The sequence below is a fragment of the Kribbella catacumbae DSM 19601 genome (assembly GCF_000372465.1).
Classification (GTDB): domain Bacteria; phylum Actinomycetota; class Actinomycetes; order Propionibacteriales; family Kribbellaceae; genus Kribbella; species Kribbella catacumbae.
Genome location: NZ_AQUZ01000027.1, coordinates 1 through 18957, shown reverse-complemented (window position 1 = coordinate 18957; position 18957 = coordinate 1). Strand labels below are relative to the sequence as shown.

General features: G+C 66.2%; 14 protein-coding genes and 1 pseudogene. 6 read left to right on the top strand and 9 right to left on the bottom strand.

Features of this window, described 5'->3' with window-relative positions:
• Positions 1-42: 42 nt before the first annotated feature.
• On the bottom strand, positions 43-1377 hold the full coding sequence (locus A3ES_RS0125635) for an ABC transporter substrate-binding protein (RefSeq protein ID WP_040455537.1): 1335 nt from the start codon (positions 1375-1377) through the stop codon (positions 43-45).
• Positions 1378-1637: 260 nt separating this feature from the next.
• Here A3ES_RS0125635 and A3ES_RS0125630 point away from each other — a divergent pair, with 260 nt between their 5' ends.
• On the top strand, positions 1638-4835 hold the full coding sequence (locus A3ES_RS0125630) for a family 78 glycoside hydrolase catalytic domain (protein WP_020389701.1): 3198 nt from the start codon (positions 1638-1640) through the stop codon (positions 4833-4835).
• Between the two features lies 1 nt (position 4836).
• Here A3ES_RS0125630 and A3ES_RS0125625 read toward each other — a convergent pair whose 3' ends face one another.
• Entirely contained in the window at positions 4837-5847 is a 1011-nt protein-coding gene (locus A3ES_RS0125625) for a LacI family DNA-binding transcriptional regulator (RefSeq protein ID WP_020389700.1), read from the bottom strand.
• Positions 5848-5925: 78 nt separating this feature from the next.
• Entirely contained in the window at positions 5926-6693 is a 768-nt protein-coding gene (locus A3ES_RS48400) for an MFS transporter (protein WP_020389699.1), read from the bottom strand.
• 155 nt (positions 6694-6848) lie between these two features.
• Here A3ES_RS48400 and A3ES_RS57175 point away from each other — a divergent pair, with 155 nt between their 5' ends.
• Entirely contained in the window at positions 6849-7055 is a 207-nt protein-coding gene (locus A3ES_RS57175) for a hypothetical protein (RefSeq protein WP_020389698.1), read from the top strand.
• A gap of 367 nt (positions 7056-7422) precedes the next feature.
• On the opposite strand, the gene A3ES_RS0125610 is transcribed toward A3ES_RS57175, so the two are convergent.
• A complete protein-coding gene (locus A3ES_RS0125610; protein ID WP_020389697.1) occupies positions 7423-10176 on the bottom strand; it encodes an AAA domain-containing protein in 2754 nt (917 codons plus the stop codon).
• Positions 10177-10305: 129 nt separating this feature from the next.
• Complete coding sequence (locus A3ES_RS55565) at positions 10306-10461, bottom strand: hypothetical protein (protein ID WP_020389696.1); 156 nt, start codon at positions 10459-10461, stop codon at positions 10306-10308.
• A 263-nt stretch (positions 10462-10724) separates the two neighbouring features.
• On the opposite strand from A3ES_RS55565, the gene A3ES_RS0125600 reads away from it, so the two are divergent.
• Positions 10725-12011 (top strand): ATP-binding protein, encoded by a 1287-nt coding sequence (locus tag A3ES_RS0125600; protein ID WP_020389695.1) that lies wholly within the window; start codon positions 10725-10727, stop codon positions 12009-12011.
• Between the two features lie 578 nt (positions 12012-12589).
• Here the strand turns inward: A3ES_RS0125600 and A3ES_RS57170 are convergent.
• Positions 12590-12757 (bottom strand): annotated as a pseudogene (locus tag A3ES_RS57170) (helix-turn-helix domain-containing protein); the annotation flags it as partial.
• Positions 12758-12998: 241 nt separating this feature from the next.
• On the opposite strand from A3ES_RS57170, the gene A3ES_RS54285 reads away from it, so the two are divergent.
• Both A3ES_RS54285 and A3ES_RS54280 read left to right on the top strand, forming a co-directional pair.
• On the top strand, positions 12999-13286 hold the full coding sequence (locus tag A3ES_RS54285) for a hypothetical protein (RefSeq protein ID WP_020389694.1): 288 nt from the start codon (positions 12999-13001) through the stop codon (positions 13284-13286).
• 1500 nt (positions 13287-14786) lie between these two features.
• Positions 14787-14951: a hypothetical protein gene (locus A3ES_RS54280; RefSeq protein WP_020389693.1), complete on the top strand. Its 165-nt coding sequence runs from the start codon at positions 14787-14789 to the stop codon at positions 14949-14951.
• A gap of 1382 nt (positions 14952-16333) precedes the next feature.
• Here the strand turns inward: A3ES_RS54280 and A3ES_RS0125570 are convergent.
• The gene (locus A3ES_RS0125570) at positions 16334-17119 is read right to left on the bottom strand and encodes a dioxygenase family protein (protein ID WP_020389690.1); all 786 of its coding nucleotides are present in this window, start codon (positions 17117-17119) and stop codon (positions 16334-16336) included.
• 77 nt (positions 17120-17196) lie between these two features.
• Positions 17197-18378 carry an AraC family transcriptional regulator gene (locus A3ES_RS0125565; protein ID WP_237745048.1) on the bottom strand — a complete coding sequence of 394 codons (1182 nt, stop codon included), beginning with the start codon at positions 18376-18378 and terminating at the stop codon, positions 17197-17199.
• Here A3ES_RS0125565 and A3ES_RS48395 point away from each other — a divergent pair.
• Entirely contained in the window at positions 18277-18741 is a 465-nt protein-coding gene (locus A3ES_RS48395; RefSeq protein WP_020389688.1) for a HupE/UreJ family protein, read from the top strand. The two genes, A3ES_RS0125565 and A3ES_RS48395, sit on opposite strands and share 102 nt — an antisense overlap.
• Here the strand turns inward: A3ES_RS48395 and A3ES_RS51540 are convergent.
• Positions 18719-18957 (bottom strand): integrase core domain-containing protein (locus A3ES_RS51540; protein ID WP_020389687.1); only part of this gene is annotated, 239 nt, incomplete at its 5' end. The genes A3ES_RS48395 and A3ES_RS51540 overlap by 23 nt on opposite strands.

Genomic DNA, 18957 nt, shown 5'->3' with positions numbered 1-18957 from the left:
TGCTAGGGAGACCCGGGTGAGGCGCCCCGGGTCATCCGTTAGTTACTTGGCCTGCTTGGCGATGGCCGCGTTGACGGTCTTCTCCGCTTCGGCGAAAGCATCCTCGACGGAGCGCTTCTTCAGCAGGACCTCCTGGGTCGCCTTCTTCGTGGCGTCGGCCATCACGGTCGACGTCGAGCCCGGCATGGCGGTGAGCAGAACCGCGGTCCGCGCCGACTCGCCGAAGACGGCGATGTTGTCCGGCGGGGTGCCGTCCTTCCAGGTGCCGTTGTCGATACCGTCGTCGGTCGGCGGAATGACGCCACCGACGTCCTGGGCGACCTTCATGCCGGTCTTGGTGTCGTAGAACCAGCTCAGGAACGCCCATGCGGCATCCTGGTTCTTGCTGGTCTGGGAGATCGACAGCCCGTACGACCCGCCGCCGGCGGTCGACTTGCCGTCGATCGTCGGGAGAACCTGCACGTCCCACTTCGCGTTGACGAGCGTCGTCTTGACCTGCGGAACCGAGCCACGTGAGGCGATGGCCATGGCGACCTTGCCCGAGCCGAAACTGAGCTTCGGGTCGTCCGTCGTCGTGGTGTAGGCGCCGGAGGCGGTGCCGTAGGCGCTGAGCATCAGCTTCCACGCCTTGATCGCCTCCGGCTGACCGATGCCGGACTTGCCGGTCTTCGCGTCGTAGACCGAGCCACCGAACGCCTTGATGACCGGGCCGTAGACGATCTGCGCGCTGCCGTCACCGAGCGGAGCGGCCAGGCCGGTGATTTTGCCGCCGCCCTTGGCCTGGAGTTCCTGGCCGACCCGCAGCATGTCCTCCCAGGTCCAGTCCGCCTTCGGGTACTCCTTGACCCCGAGCTGGTCGAACAGGGACTTGTTGTAGAACAGCCCCACCGAGTCGGCACTCACCGGCAGGCCGGTGATCTGCTCCGGCTTCGCGAGCGGCCGGTACTGACCGACGAACTGCGGAAGGAACGAGTCGGCGGTGAGGCCGGCGAGCTTGCCTTCCTTCAGCCCCGGAGCCAGGTCCAGGGTGACGTTGTTGGTCGCCAGCGTGTCGGCCAGGAAGTCCACGTTGAAGAAGACGTCCGGCAGTTCACCGCTCAGACGCGCGGTCGCCAGTTGCTGCGCGTACTCGTCGGGCTTGTCCGTCGTACTGCGGACCTCGACCAAGCGGTCGGGGAACTGCTTGGTGTACGCCTCGGCGTACTTCTTGAACTGCGGTTCGAGCGCGGTGATGGTGGTGAAGACGATGGAACTTCCGTCGACCTTGCCGGCGTCTCCGGAACTGGTGGCGGCGTTCCCGCCGCACGCCGCGAGCACGGGAACCATCGCTGCCGCGACGGCAACGAGCACCCGGCGGCGCGCTGTACGTGACGTCATTGTCAGCCTTCCTTCCTTGCTGTGAATGCCGAATGAAGGCTGAACCCAGTCCTCGATGAGCGGGTGCTCCGACTGCGTCTGAGCGCGTCTATCGAACATTGAAAGCTTTCAGATGAAAGCTTTCAGGTTATGATGGGTGGGTTGGGTCACGGTGTCAAGAGTGCGTGGCGCGAGTCGCCGGACGACCGCGAGACCGGCCAGGGACCTAATCCGACAGTTCTGGTCCAGGCTGCGGCTGATCAACACCGAGAGGTCCCACAATGACGAGTCCGGCACCGACAACGCTGCGCGTAGACGGGCGTTGCGCCGCCGCCGCGCAGGCAGCTCCTGGCGAGTCCGCGATCAGAGCGGACGACCGCTTCGTCGCGCTCGCGTCCGAACGCCGGCCCCGGCTCTCGTGGGTCGTGCCGCTCGAACGCAACGGCCAGCGGCAAACCGCCTTCAGGTTGCGCGTGAGTCCGGGGACATCGGACCCTCGCAGTGGTGACGCCGTGCTCAGCTTCGACAGTGGCGAGGTCGAAGCCGGTGACCCTTTCGTTGCACTCGGCATCGATCTTGCGGCGGACTCCCTGTATTTCTGGACCGTTCGAGTGCGCGACGAAGCCGGCGCGTGGTCGCAGTGGGCCGATCCGGCGAGCTGCGAAACCGGACCGTGGCAGTACGACGACTGGTCCGCCGAGTGGGTCGCTCACCCCGCACTCACCGTTCTGCGGCGGAAGGTGCTTCTCGAGCAGCCGACGGAACGGGCCCGACTTCACCTCACCGCTCAGGGCCTGGTGAGGGCATCAGTGAACGGCGTCGCCGTCAACGCCGATGCCTCCGATCCGTCGCGCACCGATGTGAGTCGCGCGCTGTACCGAAGCTATGACGTGACCGATCTTCTCGCTGTCGGTGAGAACACCATCGAGTTCGCGCTCGGTCTGGGTGACTGGGAACGTTCCGGCGAGGACCCGCGCCTGCTGGCCGAACTCGTCGCACACTCCAGCGACGGCACGATCGTGCGCGCGGGCACCGGCGCGGACACGGACGCCGCGGACGCCCAGGTCACCCGGGGGGAGCCCTTCTACCTCGAGCGCCACGAACGGATCGGCGACGCTGTGCTCTTCGGCCCGTCTGACGCGTTGCGCGTACTCGAGCCTGAGGTGGACCCGGTCTCCTTCGGGACGCCGCCGGCCGCGATCGCTCCAGACCCTTCACCGGCGCTGCACCGCGTCGCACGCCACGAGGTGACCGAGCTCAGCCGTTCCGCCGTCAGCCGGGTCTACGACGTCGGGACCAACATCGCGGGTCGCACCCGGCTCACGGTGGCTTCGCCGGTCCCCGCCGGCACCGTCGTACGAGTCGTCCACGGCGAACACCTCGACCAGGCCTGCAGGCTCGACACCACCAATCTCACGATGCCGTTCGACCACGGACGGGTACGCCAGGCCGTCGAGTACGTCATCGAGGGGACCGTGCGCGAGGTTCTCGAGCCCTGGTTCGCCTACCACGGATTCCGGTACTTCGAGATCTTCGGGCTTCCCGCCGACGCCGACGTGGCGGTGGAGGCCTGGAGCCTGCACTCCGATCTGGTGAGTGTGAGCGAACTCGAGACCGACGACCCGCAGGTCAACGCCCTCGTCGGGGCGGCACGCCGTACGTTGCTGAACAACGTGCACGGCATCCCGGAGGACTGCCCGACCCGCGAGCAGGCGGGATGGACAGGGGACACCGCGTCGGTTACCGAGTTCGAATTCTCGGCCTTCGACCTGCAGACCTTCTTCTCGAAGTGGCTCGCCGACCTGCGCACGAGCCAGCAAGGCGACGGCAGTATCCCGGCCATCTCGCCAGACATCCGGGCGGTCCGGATCAGCCCCGACCCCGTCTGGGGCGCCGCGCTGCAGCGGGTGCTCCTCGGCCATTGGCTGCACTACGGCGACGAACGGGTCGTGCGGGAGACACTCCCGGCTCTGCGGCGCTGGGCGGACTACCAACTCACGCTACGGACCGCGGACGGCGTCGTCGGCAACGCTCCGATCAGCTACGGATCGGACTGGCTCGCCCTCGAGCAGACTCCGCCGCCCCTGCACCACACGGCCGCGACCATCGACAGCCTGGAATCACTCGCGACGCTCGAAGAAGCCACCGGCAGTCCGGATGCCGCCGCTGTACGACGTGCCCAGGCCGACGTACTGCGGACAGCGTCGCGGACGGCGTTCTACGACGACGAACGCGACGTGTTCGGCAACGGCACCCAGGCGGCCAACGCCATCGCCGTGGAATCTCGCGCTCTCACCGGGGCCGCGGCGGAGCGTGCGGCCGGCCGGATCGCCGACGACGTCCGCGCTCGCAACGATCGCCTGACCTCCGGCTTCGCCGCGACGCGGACGACGATCCGGGCACTCGCGCGCACCGGCCACTCACAGACCATCTTCGACACCCTTCACCAGCCGGCTGAGCCGGGGATCGGGGCGATGCTCGACCATGGCCCCGGCACGTTCTGGGAGTGTTGGTGGATCGACCCGCGGAACACCGGCACCGGGTCGCTCGATCACATCGGCCTCGGTGGACCGTTCGCGGGCTGGGCCTGGCAGTGGCTCGCCGGCGTACGGCCGATCGCCGCCGGCTGGTCACAGTTCGAGGTCGCGCCCCAGTTCGTCGACGGCATCGACTCGCTGTCCCTCAGGTCGCGGACGGTGCGGGGGACTCTCGAGATGCGGTACCGGGTCAGCGGACCGGAGACAGTCCTCGAGCTCACGGTTCCGGTGGGCTCGGAGGCGGTCCTTCGACTCGCTGGGCGGGATGACGACATCCTCGGCCCCGGATGGCACGAACGCACGATCGCTACCGCCCTGGTCCGTAGGACGACGCGCCGTACGGTGTACTCGGCCGAAGAACCCTGGCAGCCGCCGTCCCGGCCGTCGCTTTCTCCGGATGTCGTCGGCGAGCACGATTGGCTCCAGCGGGCACTGGCCGAGAACATCGTCCGCGCAGCAGGCAGCGAACCCATCGTGGTGCTGCCGGACGGCGTACGCTGCATGCCCGTGCCTCACGAGCAGCCCGACGGACCCGTGGCGCTCGTGCAGGGTAGCGAACGCACCGCGGCCGGAGAGGGCGCGGCGCTGTCGGTACGCCTTCCCGTCGTTGCTGCAGGCAACGATTGGCCCGACGCGAGGTTCGTCTACGCGATGCTCGACTTGTGTGTGCAGAATCCGCAACGGCCACTGGAGTCGTTCCTCGTCGTTCGCGGCGCCGACGGCAGCGCGACCGAGGGCGCCGGCACGATCTGGCCCGCCGGCTGGAATCGGGTGAGTGTCGATGTCTCGGCGCTGGCCACGCGAACGGCGATCGAGTCGGTCGAGGTCGGCGTCCGCGTTCGGCCGCACTCCGCGGACTCGTCGGCATCCGCGCACGACGACGTGCCGCTCGCGTTCCACCTCGGCGAGCTCGGCTACAGCACCGTCCGCCGAACCTGGTGAATCAGGCCGCCGTCGTACTGGCCCGAACGATGAGTTCGGGGGGCAGCAGCAGGTGCTCGTGGACGTGCGCCTCGGCGTTCGCGGCGTGGTCGAGCACCAGACGAACCGCTTCCTCGGCCAGCGCTTCCTTCGGCTGGCGGATAGTGGTCAGCGGCACGATGGCGGAGGCCGCGTAGTCGATGTCGTCGTACCCCACGATGGAGATATCGCGCGGGACGTCGATGTCGTCGGCGATCACGAGCGACTGCATGAGGCCGAGGGCCAGCAGGTCGTTCGCCGCGAAGACCCCGTCGGGCCGGGAGGCGGCGGGCAGCGCGGCCAGCTGGTTGCCGATCGTTCTGCCGTCGGCGATGGTCTGGTCGAGGGTGTCGAAGTGGGTGAGGCTCGCGCCGTCGATCTCCGCGACAGCGCGAAGGGCGCCTTTCCACCGGTCGTCGACCTGATGGAGCGGACCACCGAGAAAGGCGATCCGCCGGCGCCCGGCGTCCAGCAGGTGACGGACCGCGAGATACCCGCCGGCATTGCCGTCGAGTGCGACGGAGCAGAAGTCTCCCTCGTTGGCATGGATGTCGAAGAGCACGACCGGCATCCCGCGCCGGATGACGCGTTCGATCCGCGCGGTCTGTCCGCCCAGCGGCGCGATGATCATGCCGCGGACGCGTTGCTCCTCGAACAGGTCGATGTAGCGGTCCTCGCGTCCGTCCAGCTGATCACTGCTGCCGAAGATGACGGTGTGCCCGAGGGCCTCCGCCGCGGTCTCGCAGGCGTGAGCCAGACCACCGAAGAACGGATTGGCCACGTTGAGCACGATCATGCCGAGCGTCGTGCCGCCGCCCATCTTGAGCTGCCTGGCGAGATCGTTGCGCACGAAGCCGAGCTCGTCCATCGTGGCGAGCACCCGCTTCAGCGTGGCGGTCGAGACCAGCTCGGGCCGGTTGAGTACGTGTGAAACCGTACCGACGGACACCATCGCGCGGGCGGCCACCTCGCGAATGCCGACTGGCCCGGCCATCTGGTTCCTCTCACCTTCTCGTGCGGCACACAGCGTCCCCATCATAGATGCGCGGGAGAGTGGAGCTGCGTCAGCGGTTCAGGCGAGAGTGCGCTGACCGAGTAGGGCATAGGCGCCGGTGGCCAACGCACTCACGGCCAGGGCCGCAGCACTGAGGCCGAGCGACCACTTGATGCCGATCGCTGCGCCCGCCAGACCGACAGTCAGTCCACTTCCTATCCGCAAGCCGCCGGCGGAGGTGTTGTAGAGGCCGATGATCCGGCCACGGTCCGCCGCGGACGCCTGGAGCTGTACGACGGTCTGGGAGATCGACATCGAGACGAAGTTCGCTATGCCACTGACCAGCAACAACGCCACGGCAAGGACGTAGTTGCTGGTGATGGCGAAGGCGAGAATGCTCAGGCCGTAGGTGACCGTCCCGGCGACGGCCGCTTTCACCGAAGGCTTGAGCCAGCCGGTGGCCTCGATGACCAGGCCGCCCACGACACCACCGAAACCAGTGGCGAACAACAACACGCCGTACGTCGCTCCGGCAGCCCCTGCCCCGAGTGACTCGGCGAACTCAGGCATAGCCGTCTGCACTGACGCACCGACGAAGAAGGAACCCAGTCCCGCCAGGATGATCATGCTGGTCAGAGTCGGTCCGAGCGTCACACCGCGAGCAGCACGCAGCGCGGCGATCGGGCCGAGTCGCGGCCGCACGATGATGCCCTCGCGGACGTGACCAGTGAAGCGGGTGCGGAAGAGGTAGATCGTCAGCGGAAGGTAGATCGCGATATTCGCGACGATGCCGCCGGTCGGTCCCAGCAAGAGCAACAGCGCGGAGCCGGCAACCGGGCCGCACAACGAGGAGATCTTCGGGCCGGTTCTGTCGGTCGTCCGGGTGCCGTCGTACGACGAAGCGTTGCCCTCATCAACAACAATCCCTACGGCAACGGGACGGCCGTCTTCACCAGCGAGGTGGCGCTGCGCGCCGGTTCGAGAACGAGGTCCAGGTAGGCATGATCGGGGTGAACGTGGCGATCCCGCTACCGGTCGCGTACTACTCGTTCGGCGGCTGGAAGCGCTCGCTGTTCGTTGTCACCCGCGCCCACGGCACCGAAGGCGTGCACTTCTTCACCCGCGCGAAGGTAGTCACCTCCCGCTGGCTCAACCCGGCCGCGCACCCCGAGCGCAGCCTCGAACTAGGCTTCCCGTCGAACGCGTGACCTCTGGTCACAGTCGGCCTTCGCTCCTACACTTTCTGTGTGGCAGGGGTGCCTCATGACTTGGGTGCGAGGTCACTGGCGCAACGGTCGATGGGTGCGGGCGCACTATCGACGAGGAGGTGGTCGAGCAGCTCCTGTCCGCCGCCGGGCGAAGAGGAAGCAGGGCGCGGCGGCTGGGGTAGCAGGCGGGCTGGTGGCAGTCGTCGCCGTAGCCGTACTGATACAGCCCTCTGGGACACGGCCTCATCGTGGTGACCCGCCTAATCGGAAGCCATCGACCGCGCTGAGTCCGGTGCCGAAGCCGCACCTGCCATCGACGTCCCCGACCGCCACGCCCGCGCGACGCTAGCCAGAGGCGACGTACCCGCTACTGTCCGCCCCAGAATGCTTCGGCCTTGGCGATGCCGTCCCGGAGTCTCTGTTCCTCGCCGCTACCGGTCGTCGGAAGCCGCAGCAGCGGCATTCTGCTGGTCTGGAAGATCTGATCCTTGAGCAGGTCGCGGGCACGCTGGCGTGGATTGTCCTCGTGGAATGCGAACCCGTCGACCTCGATCGCGAGCAACGGCCGGTTGCTGATGCGGTTGTAGACCACGAAGTCCACCGACGCCCGGTTCCGCACGTACTGAGCCTGCTCAGCTGTCAGCTCGCTCAGATCCGCGAGCAGATTCCGCACCAGCACCTGGGCACTGACCGTCAGATGCCAGTACTGCTCTTCTCCGAGGAGTTCATGGAGAACCGTCCAGATGATGTCCTCGGACGGGTAACGCAGCTCGTTCCGCCGCCGAGCAGCCAGCGGCCGCAACTTCTCGGAGTACTCGCGGTAGAGGAGGTCGAACACCGACACGATCCCGCTGTCGACCACTCCCTCGTCCAGACGCTGGTAGTCGATGTACCCGATCAGATCACGCAGGTACCGGCTCTTCGACAGCTTGTCGTGGTTCGTCACCAGCACGAACTTCTTCACCGCGCGTGACACGGCCACGTTGACGAGTGCCGGATCGTCGACGAACTTCAGCCCGGTGCTGCCTCGCCAAGTTTCGTCCAGCACCGTGCTCATGATCATGACGTCCTTCTGCCGCCCCTGGTATTTGTGCACCGTGTCCACGGCGATGGTCTCCAGCCCCACTGCCAGTGCGTCCGCGACCTTGTCGACCTGACGCCGGTACGGCGTGGTTACCCCGATCGCGTCGATCGGTGTCCCAGCGCACTCCTGCGGTATCACCTCGTCACGGATCACCTCGACCTCCCGCTGGTTGGTTCGTCCACCGGCAGTGTGCTTGCGCATGTGATTGCCCTGAGCGGTACGGCGTACCACCATCGAGTGGCTACCGGTGCTCTGCGTGAACGGGATGAGATCACCGTCGTAGAACGCCTTGTTGCAGAAGCCGATGATCGCCGGATCGCACCGGTAGTGCTCGCGCAGGAGGGTGTTGGGGAGACCGTCCTGATACAGCACGCCGAGTGACGTCAGGATGCTCTCCTCGACATGGTCGTACGCCGGCTGTGGTGCGACCTGCGTAGTCGGAGCGGCGATGTGCTGCAGTTGCTTCCGATCGCCGACGACGACCAGGTTGCGACAGCTGGCGAGTGCCGCCCCGGCCGCCAGCAGGCTGACCTGGGAAGCCTCGTCGATGATCAGGTAGTCGAGCAGGTGTCCCGCCGGGAGGTTCGATCGCAAGGAATGGCATGTGCTCAGCAGGACCGGGTGTTTGGTCGCGAACTCGGCAAACGAATTGCGGTAGTTGGCAGCCGTGTACCGCGTCGACCCTGCCTCCTTCGACCGTGCGTACAGGGCCGCTCTGAGCACGTCCGCGGACAATTGGCTGTGCTCTGCCGAGATGCTCTCGAAGGCAGCCCTGTCCAGCAGGCTGTCGACTTGATCGACCTGTGTCTTCAGCTCGGCAATGCGTTGCTCGTAGAAGGCCCGCTGCAGGCGCAGCACCACAGCGGTGTCCTCGGGGTCGAGCCCGCGGAGTGAGCCGTAGCGCAGGTACTTCCTGATGCGGCGTATCAGGCCAGGGGACCGTCCACCCTCGATTTCTGTCTCGGCCAGATAGTCGAGAATCCGATCGGACGACCGCCGCAGCAGCGGCAATCGCTCGAGCTGCGACAGGTCACCAGGCGCAACGTGCTTCTCGAAGTGCTGCAGTTCAAGTGTGTAGGCGTCGAGATCCTGCCGCCACTGCGCCCGGTCCCGCTCGGCCTCCTGCAACTGCCGCAGCCGAGCATCCAGCTTCGCCAACGCCTCAAGCGACGGTTGCACCGGGGCGTCCTGCTGCATCGGTTTCGTGCGCGTCTCGTAACCGGCGAAGAACGCCTGCACCCTGTCCCTGTTCCCGAGCCTGGCGACAACATGCCCGAACTGGAGCTCGTCGAGCTTCTCCTTGACGTTGTCGACCGCCGAGTTGCCGAACGAGACCACGCCGACGGTCTGCGCGCCGGTGGCAATGATGTTGGCAATGAGATTGAGGATCGTCTCGGTCTTGCCGGTCCCTGGCGGCCCCTCGATGACCGAGAACGAGTGCGTCAGGGCATACTCCACCGCTTGACGCTGGCTGAGATTGCACCGGAACGGGTAGATCGGCGCTGACTCCAGGCCCCGAACCTCGATCGGCGCACCCACCAGGTAACGCGCCAGTGCACTCTCCGGATGCACGAACCTGAGTGAGTCGTAGACAGGCCGCAATGGATCGTCCCCGGGCGACTCGTCCACGATCGCCCGCCAGTACGCCAGTACGTCGGCCGCTCCCGGAGCGTCGGCCCCGTTGGCCAGCACCCGCACATCCGGCACCATGCGCAGTGCATGCTTCGCGCCGTCCCGGGTCGTGTAGAAGACCCGAGCCCGAGCGTCGCCGTACCCGGCGAACATGCACACCTCCGTCGCGCCCTCCCAGACCGCGCCCTCCACCTCGACCCGCTCGCCGTTCCGAAGGACTATCTGCTGAATACGACCGAGGGTTCGCACCCGCTCCGGACCGTAGGAGTAGATCCGTGAACTCCGCGCGTAGGTAATCGCGAACTGCCCGGCCGGCGTCTGGAGTCTGGTGATCTGGCTGGTTTTGTCCTCCCACTTTCCCGACTTGTCACAGACCAGCACAACCTGGCTGCGGGGATCGATCACGCCGCCTCCCGAATCCGGCCCACGACACAGACTTCGATCCTATTTCGACCGGCCACTCTCCGTAACAGTCGCGGCGAGTCCGGGTCCGCAGTCCCTCGAACCCGCCACGGTGGCTCTGCGCACTGCGATTCAGGTTGGGGATAGGAGGAGGTGGGGGAGGAATTCGGCCCACCAGGTCTGGACCTGGTCGGGGGACCAGGCTCGCTCGATGGTGAGGGTGTTGTACACGTAGACGGTGCAGAGCGCGGCGTGGATGTCGAGGGCTTGTGTGATGTCTACGCGCACGGTGCCGTGGCAGGTCGGCGGCCAGGTCGGCCGCGTCGGCCAGGGCGAGAGCCAGTCCGGTCTTGTTGTGATAGGTCGCGTAGACGGTCGGTACGGAGACGCCGGCACCCGCACGACGTCGCGCGCTGTGGCCGGTGTACGCCGGCACGTTGTGGGCAGGTGTGGCAGATCTGCAGCCAGCTCGGCGGCACATCTGCAACCAACTCCCGGCAGATTTGCAGGTTGAGTGGCGGCAGATTTGCAGTCCAGGGCATACTCGGAGGGTGAGCGATGATCTGGAAGCCAGTGCCGAGCCCGAGTCGCCGTTGGGACGTGTACTGCCTCGGCATGCGCGTGCGCAGGTCGACGAGGCGATGGCCGATACCCGGGTTGTTCTTGTGAACGGTGCGCGGCAGAGCGGCAAGAGCACATTGGTGCGGCTGGTCGGGGCTGCCGTGGACGCGGAGTGGTACACCCTCGACGACACCGACATCCGTGAGGCGGCCCGCGAGGATCCCAGGGAGTTCGTAGCCGGGCCGAAGCCGATGATCATCGACGAGATCCAGCGGCTCCCGGAGCTTCTCCTGTCGATCAAGGCCCGGGTCGACGAGCGGTCGCTGCCCGGCCAGTTCCTGCTGACGGGATCGGCGCGGGTCCTTGGGCTGCGTACGTTGCCGGATGCGCTTCCAGGACGCATGGAGACGATCGAGCTGTGGCCGTTCGCGCAAGGTGAGATCGACGGCAAACCTGATCGGTTCATCGACGCGATCTTCAGGCATGGGCCCGATGTGCGGCACGTCTCCGGTCTCGGGCGCGCTGACTACGCCGATCGTGTTGTGCGGGGCGGCTTTCCCGAGGCGGTTGCGCGTGATCAGCCGCGTCGGCGGCAACGATTCTTCGACTCGTATGTCAGCAATCTCATCACCCGCGATGTCAGCCAGGTCGGCGAGATCGAGAAGGTTGGCGAGATGGAGAAGCTGGTCCGTTTGATCGCCGCACGTTCCGGCGGACAGTTGGTGATCAACGAGCTGGCCGGAAAAGCGGGACTGGCCAATCACACGGTCGCGCGCTATGTGAGCCTGCTGCAGGAGATCTTCTTGATCAAGCTGATCCCTGCCTGGTCCCGCAACCTCAGCACCAGGATCACCGGTACTCCGAAGGTTGCCGTGACCGACTCGGGGATCGCGGCAAACCTGGTGGGAGCCGATACTGCCCAGTTCAAGCGACCGGGGAGCTCGTTCGGGCCGCTGCTCGAAGGCTTTGTGCTGATGGAACTCGCCAGACAGCAGAGCTGGAACGACACGCGTGTAGATCTGTACCACTACCGCACCCGCGATCAGGTCGAGGTCGACGCCGTACTGGAGAACCGACGCGGCGAGGTGGTAGGTATCGAGGTGAAGGCGTCATCGACCCCCCGCTCCGACGACTTCCGCGGCCTACGCCATCTCCAAGATCGACTCGGCGACGACTTCATCGCCGGCGTGGTCCTGCACACGGGCCAGCACACACTTCCGTTCGGCCCCAAGCTACGTGCCATGCCGATCAGTGCCCTGTGGGAGCTGGAACCGTGAACCAGGCCGATGGTGTTCCGCCACACGGGTCGGCTGAAGCCGTGTCGGAATGCCGATCTTGAAGTGATCGGTGCGAGGCAATAGCCGACCGACGTCTTGGAGTGGGTTCCAGCGCTGGGACACGGTAGTCGACCCAGTCGATCCGTCCCGGTCCGCTCGCTGCTCCATCGAAGCCTGCCAGCGTCACTCATCGGTGATCGGTGACGAGCGGCAAGGGCACAGGTCAGGGGGTTCCGGGGAGGGTGAGACCTGTCGGTCAGGTCCAACGCGATCCTCGAATTCCTAGCTGGTGGACTTTCACGTCGTCTTATCGTCAGGCGAGGTCGGGGTCGTCGAACGCGTGTTCTGGGGCTTGGGCTGCGGCGGGGTTGGCAGCTTGACGTGCGAGGTAGGTGTCTTGGGTGATGGAGACTTTGGCTTGGCCTAGTTGGTCGGCGATTTGGCGGGCAGTTTGGCCAGCGTGGTCGAGGGCCGTGGCGGTGGTTTTGCGGAGTGCGTGGGAGCGGATCCAGGCGAGTTTGTCGGATTGGGCGGGTTGGGTGGCGTCGGTGAGCTGCGAGCAGGTCGGGAGTGTGATCGAGGTCGATGCCGTAGGTCTTGGCGAGGATGGAGACCAGTCGGTGGTTGGGTTTGATACGGCCGGTTTCGATGAGTTCGAGTCTGGTTTGGGGCCAGCCCAGCGTCTGTGCGACTTGCTTGCGGCTGAGGTGGGTCTGGCGGCGGAGGGTTTGGAGGGTTTGGCCCAGCTCGCGGCGGGCGGTGCTGCCGACAGGGGAGAGGGCGATCCGGAGGGAGCGGCGGGTGTTGGAGGGGTCGCGGTAGCCGCCGGTCGTGTCGGGAAAGACGGGGGCGTCGGGACGGGTATCGGCGGTGTGTCGGGTGCGGAGGCTGATGGTGGCCCAGGTAGGGAGGCTGAGGACGCGTTCGCCGGCTCTGGATTTGGTGGTCTTGCGTAGGAGTCCTTCGCCTTTGGGGGCGGGCGATGGTGTGGGTGATTTCGGCGGTGCCGGCGTCGAGGTCGACTTGGTTCCAGAGGATTGCGAGGGCTTCGCCGATGCGGGCGCCGGTGGCGAGCATGAACGTGACCAGGTCGGGGAGGTCAGCCTCGATGGCGTGTTCGTCCGTGGTCAGGCTTTTGTGCAGGTGGGTGACTTCTTCGGTCGTGAGGGCACGGGGTGGGTGCTTGGGCTTGGCTTCGATGGCGTCGACTTCGCGGACGGGGTTGACGGTGGTGGCGCCGTAGCGGACGGCGAATTTTCATGGCGCCGGAGATGACGGCGCGGCAGGTCTTGGCAGTCGCTGGGCCGGCATGGTTCCTGATGTTGGCGAGGACGGTGTCGAGGCGTGGGGTGGTGGCTTCGGCGATGTGGAGTTCACCGATGGCGGGACGGACATGGTTCTTGAGTGCGCGCCGATAGTTGTCGAGGGAGGTGGGGGATCGTTGCCCGTCGACCACTCGCTGCTCGAATCTCTTCTCCCAGAGGTCGAGGAGGTGGTTCACCTTGTGGTGCATGGTCAGCTCTGCGGAGTGGTTGGTCTTGGCGCGGTTCTGGAGTTTGGTGAGCAGGGCGGTTCGTGCGGCGGTCTTGGTTGTGCCGGTGGCGGTGACCGCTCGGACTTTGCCGTCGTGGTCGCGGAACTTGGCGTGGGCCAGGTGCTTGAGGGGTTTGCCGTTCTTGTTGGTCTTCGTGGTTCTGGTGGAGATCTCTCCCCAGGTTCCAATGGGCAGCGGTGGCCTCGGCATGTGTCTCCTCCAACGGGTGTGCGCGTTACCTGTTCAACGCGCGCCGGTGTGGAGGATCAGCGAGGCAGGTCACGTCGCAGGCCGATGTGATGTGACGCACGGTCGTGATCATCTGAAGGCCCCAGGGCCTGGTCAGCGGGGGAGATGCGTGACTGAAAGGGTCGAATAAAAGGTGCGTTGGGGGCATGAAGAAGCCCAGGTCAGCGCTGTGACCTGGGCTTTTGGTGCGCCGCCAGGGACTCGAACCCCGAACCCGCTGATTTGCCGCCCACGATGCCCACTGCCTGCCAACGATTGCCAAGAGGTGCCGTGACCTGCGGAGTTGCCAATGGACACCTCGCATCGCTTGCCCTCGCCAATCATCGATTCTCCTTGATAGAGCTGCGTTATGGGGTGCGCTGAGTCATTCACCCAACCGAACCCTGCCGCTGCCGAGGACCTTCTTCAATGCGGCCTGTGGACAACTGAACGAGGCCCAACCATGATCACCAACAGTGACCGTAGGCTCCAGTCCGCTGAAGTTTCTAGTCCTGGATGGAGCGGCCGTGCAGTTCGCTTAGGGCGGCGCGGTCCAGTATGGATCCGTCCCAGATCGCGGTGAAACGGGTTGGAGCCCGGACCGGTGGAGCTCTAGTTCAACCAGACCGTGGGGGACCGGGGCCGCGGAGGTCCACTCGTAGCCGCCTGTGCGCGTCGTGCCGGTGACGAATCGGACGGACGAGCCTGGCCCGAAAGGCAGCAGAGAGATGGACTGCATCAGGAAGCCTTGATGCCGGGTGGCCGACCAACTACGGTCGAGTGCTTCCAGGTCCAATGCTGCCCATCGGCCCGCTTCCGCAGCGTCCGAGAACCACCAGCAGGCTCACGCCGAGCAGTTGAACGGTCTCGTCTACTGCGCCGGCACGCTCGGCAACGTGCAGGTGCTGGCTGCGTTGAGGTCGGACTCTCGTTTGCCGGTATCAACTCGTACCGCGGCTATGTGGTGGCTCAACCACGCTCGTCACATCACCAGAGGCGCCAAACGATGAGCCGTGCGGGCGATCGTGATCCTGTTCTGCTGCGAGGTGGTTCTGGAGGTCGGCGTGTTTGAACTGGTAGACCGGACCGACCTGCCTGAGGACTCCCCGCTTCTTGTGTGCGTCCTGGAGAAAGGTCATCAGGCGCCAGGGGAGTTTGCCGGTGATGGCGAGATATAGGTGCGCCAGTCTGAATCGTCCCCAGGTGGCCTGGAAGAACGCGAGGCCGAAGCCCGGCGAACGCGGCAACGATGCCACTGAATACGCGTACTCCGGCGAACACCGTAAGGGCGCCGGCGAAGGCGCCGCACGAGGCGAACAGTAAGAAGGTCCAGCGATCCGAGACAAGGACAGAGCGTGGATCGATAGGTTTTCAGGTCGGCCGGCGTCCCGCTGAGGATCGCGACGAGGCCGATGACGACGAGTGCGATGATGCCCGCCACGATGCTCACGGCAAGACCGAAGCCGTGGGCGGTTCGGGCTGCGATCCCCATCGCTACGACAAGACCCACAATTGCCCCGACATATAGGCCGCGCCTGGACAGCCGCGGTCCTCGGGCGGGTTCAGTACGGCCGGTGCCGACGACCAGTCCCAGAGCGATGGCAGTCATCACACCGTTGATCAGGCCCGCGGCCGGCCCAGACCCCCGGTGAAACGAACCGGCAACGATGCCACCCAAGAGTCCGCCGACCAGGCCGGCGCCCAGACCGGCGCTGGAACGATGGGTGACGCTTCTGGGCAGTGGAAGTCGAGGCCGGAGCAGGTCTTTGACGAGACGGCCGACGGCCAGCCCGACAACGAGGCCGGCGCCCAGGCCGACGCCGGATTCGGGGTTGACTGCTGCGGCCATTCCGGACAGGAGCCCTCCGGTGACGCCTACGACGGCGCCCACCCCAACGCTTGGGAACACTCCGAGCCAGTTGCCACCACGCGATGTTGGGCGATCCTTTCAGTTGGGTGTTCTGGTGACGCGCGATGAAGTCAGCCACCGGGTCGCCTTCTCCGCAGTGCAGAACGGTTGTGGACGTTCTGGGTGTGGCCGGTAGGCGGCCGCGATGAATCCGTTCAGCAGGTGGAGGCGGACATCTTCGGGGGTCGGGAAACGCGATTCGTCCGTCAGTTCTCGCGGATCGGGTGGCAGAGCAGAGTCTGCACTGATTCCTGTAGGGGCGTACACGGTGCGTGCCAGCGCACCATGAGAGGAGTTTGCAGGGTCTCTGCCAGAGGAGATGAGCGGCGCATGGCCGCGAAGATGTCACGCCATCTTTCGACGTCCCTGGACGCCCCTCTTTCGAGGTAGTTCACGGCCTCCGTCGCCTGCAGCGGCTGGATCTCTATCCCTGCTGCGCCGTGAAGCCAGGGTGAGCCGAGCCGCCCCGGCATCATCGCCGCTGGCGCGTGCCGCACGGATCCGTCTCGCCAGGGTCACGACCGAGGACCCGTCGGCGGGTCCAGGTACGGGAAAGCCCACCACGGAAGGGGCGGTGGAGCCCACCGCCGGGATGTGGGTCCCTGCGGTGGGGGTCCATCCGCGTTGCTCTCCCTCCTCAGTGGCTGCTCGTCACTCCGCGCGCCACAACGCCGGTGCGGACGGCGGCTCCCAGCCGGTCTGGGCGGTGTGCCCCTGCAAGCACACAAAACCGCGACCGCTGTAGGTGACCCGAGCGCCCGCGGAATAGGCGGTTCCCGCCGTCCAGGTCGTCCCGCCGCCAGGCGTCTGCGGCACGTTGAGCACGAAGTCGAACGCAGCCTCCTTCGCGGTGGGCGGAACGTCCCGCACGGTCATCAGCAACCGCGGGTCGAAGATCGTGTCGGTGTTGTTGCGCGGCTCGTTGGGGAAGTAGAGCTGCGTGGTCAGCACCGGTTTGCCGGGCGCCTGCACCTTGACGTGGATGTGACGCGTGCGGCCGGGGTACAGGCCGGGCACGATCGTGCTCAGCGTGAACGCGCCCTGTGCGTTGGTGAACTGGTGACCGCGGAAGGTGTACCCGACGTTGTCGTAGGCGCCGTTGACGTCCGCCTGCCAGAAGTCCAGCAGTACCCGCGCGATGGGGAGACAGCTGAGACCGAAGACGTATCCGGTGACAGTGAGCCGCGTACCTCGCGTGGTCGGGGTGACGAGCGAGGTGCGCTGCGGGGAGTTCGGCTTGAAGTAAGGGCCTTGGGTCTGCGACGGGGTCGGGTCGTCTCCGTCGTCACAGGCCGGCGTCAGTTCCGGTGCCTGGCCGCTCGCGACGGTGGCGCGCGCGAGGGCGGGGCCGCCGATCAGGGCGACCGGAGCCGCGACCCCGGCCGTGAACGCCGCCTTCAGTACCGTCTTGCGGCTGAGCTTGTTCTCTTCGTTCATACCTGCTCCTCGTGGGCGTCGGGGAATCACCCTTGACGGTACGGAGAGGATCAGCCGCGGACGATGGACTGGAATGGTCAGTCGTGGTGAATCTCCGGGGCGGCGTCACCGGTTCGCCGGAAATCACCGGGGCTCAGTCCCGTTTCCCGACGGAAGAACCGGCAGAAATACGCCGGATCCGCGAAACCGACCCGGCTGGCCACCTGCCGCACGCTGAGGTTGCTCCCGAGCAGGAACCGTTTCGCTTCTCGCGTCCGCGCCTCGCGGATCAACTGCGCCGCCGTCCGGCCGGTCGCCGTCTTCACCGCCTCGGTCAGGTATCCCGGCGTGACGCCGATGCGTTCCGCGAGCGCGCCCACCGACCATAGATCGAGATCCGGCCCGCCTAGCAGCCGGGCGAACTCCGCTCCCACCGCCTTTGCCCGCGCTGGCGGGCGGGCATCAGCCAGGCCGGGAAGCCGCCCGGCACGAACGATCAGGACGTGCATCAGCGCGCGCAGCACCGAATCCGTACTCTGCCCGCCACACCGGAACTCCACGTCCAGTTCGGTGACCAGCCATGCCGTCTTCTCCGCGGCCCGTTCGTCGAGTCGCCACGGCTGCTGGCTCAGCCGTCGCAGCGTTTCCCGATCGGCGGGATGGTCGAGCAGGAAATCGTCCGTGAACAATACGACGTGACCACCGAGGGAATGGGCATCCCAATGATGTACCTGCCCTGGTGTTATGACCGCGAGTTGCGGCGGCGCCAATTCCCAGCGAGTGAAATCGACGATGTGGTCGCCGGTCCCGCCGGTGACGAAAACGATTTCGTAGAACGTGTGCCGATGCGGAAAGGACGCCCGCGACATCGGCCCAATCGTGTCGAAGGTGCCGACCGCGAACGGCAGGGCATCCGGCGCGCGGACCTCCAGTCGGTGCAGTGGCAATTCACCCGCCTTCGGCTGCAGGCAGGGCGTTCTCGGCGACACCGTGGTTCCACGCATGGTCCGATCCCCTCTCACCACACTGGGGATCAAAATTCTAGACCCTACGGGCCGTCGCCGCTGCAAACGGGAGTCGCTCGACAACGGAACGTGACGACGGCCACGGCGATCACCGTCATCGCGCCCGTCGCCTCCTGAGACCCGAGGAGAACTGATGCGTGCGTTCGGCGATTTGTGCTCGGCTGGGATCACCTGTTGTTCATCGCCGGGATCGTCCTGCTCTCGGGTGAACTGCGTCGCGCGGCCAAGCTGATCTCGGTGTTCGTCGTGGGCCACAGCACCACGTTGATCATCGCCACGCTGGGCGGATGGCGCGTCAACCCCACCGTGGTTGATGTCGTCATCGCGTTGAGCCTGGTGTTCATCGGTGCAGTCGACTGGTTCGGCCACCGCGACAGGTGGCGGCTGTTCGGGCTCGGCGTCTTGGGCTTCGGTCTGATTCATGGCGTCGGCCTGTCCACCCGCCTCCAGGACCTCGGTCTGCCCGAGGAAGGGCTGCTCGCCCGGGTCATCGCGTTCAACATCGGCATCGAGATCGGGCAACTGCTCGGCATCGCGGTCATGGTTGCCATCGGCAAGGCGGGCCTTACCCCCGGTTCATGGACACGGTGGTGGATTACGCCGCCGACGGGAGCGTAGCGGGGTAGAGGGTTTCGTAGGTGTTCGGGGAGTGGTAGCGGCACCAGGAGTGCCGCCTGCGGGTGTTGTAGCGGGTGACCCAGCGGAACACTTCGCGGCGGCAGGTGGCCTCGTCGGGCCAGGAGTTGTGGTCTTGGAGGATCTCTCGCTTGAGGGTCGCGTTGAACGACTCGGCGAGTGCGTTGTCGGCGCTCGTGCCGACCGCACCCATGGACT

Bases quoted from the DNA above. Each gene is read 5' to 3' on its own strand.
- A3ES_RS0125635 (WP_040455537.1), bottom strand. From the start codon at position 1,377: ATGACGTCACGTACAGCGCGCCGCCGGGTGCTCGTTGCCGTCGCGGCA.
- A3ES_RS0125625 (WP_020389700.1), bottom strand. From the start codon at position 5,847: ATGGCCGGGCCAGTCGGCATTCGCGAGGTGGCCGCCCGCGCGATGGTG.
- A3ES_RS0125570 (WP_020389690.1), bottom strand. From the start codon at position 17,119: ATGAACGAAGAGAACAAGCTCAGCCGCAAGACGGTACTGAAGGCGGCG.
- A3ES_RS0125630 (WP_020389701.1), top strand. From the start codon at position 1,638: ATGACGAGTCCGGCACCGACAACGCTGCGCGTAGACGGGCGTTGCGCC.
- A3ES_RS57175 (WP_020389698.1), top strand. From the start codon at position 6,849: ATGATCGGGGTGAACGTGGCGATCCCGCTACCGGTCGCGTACTACTCG.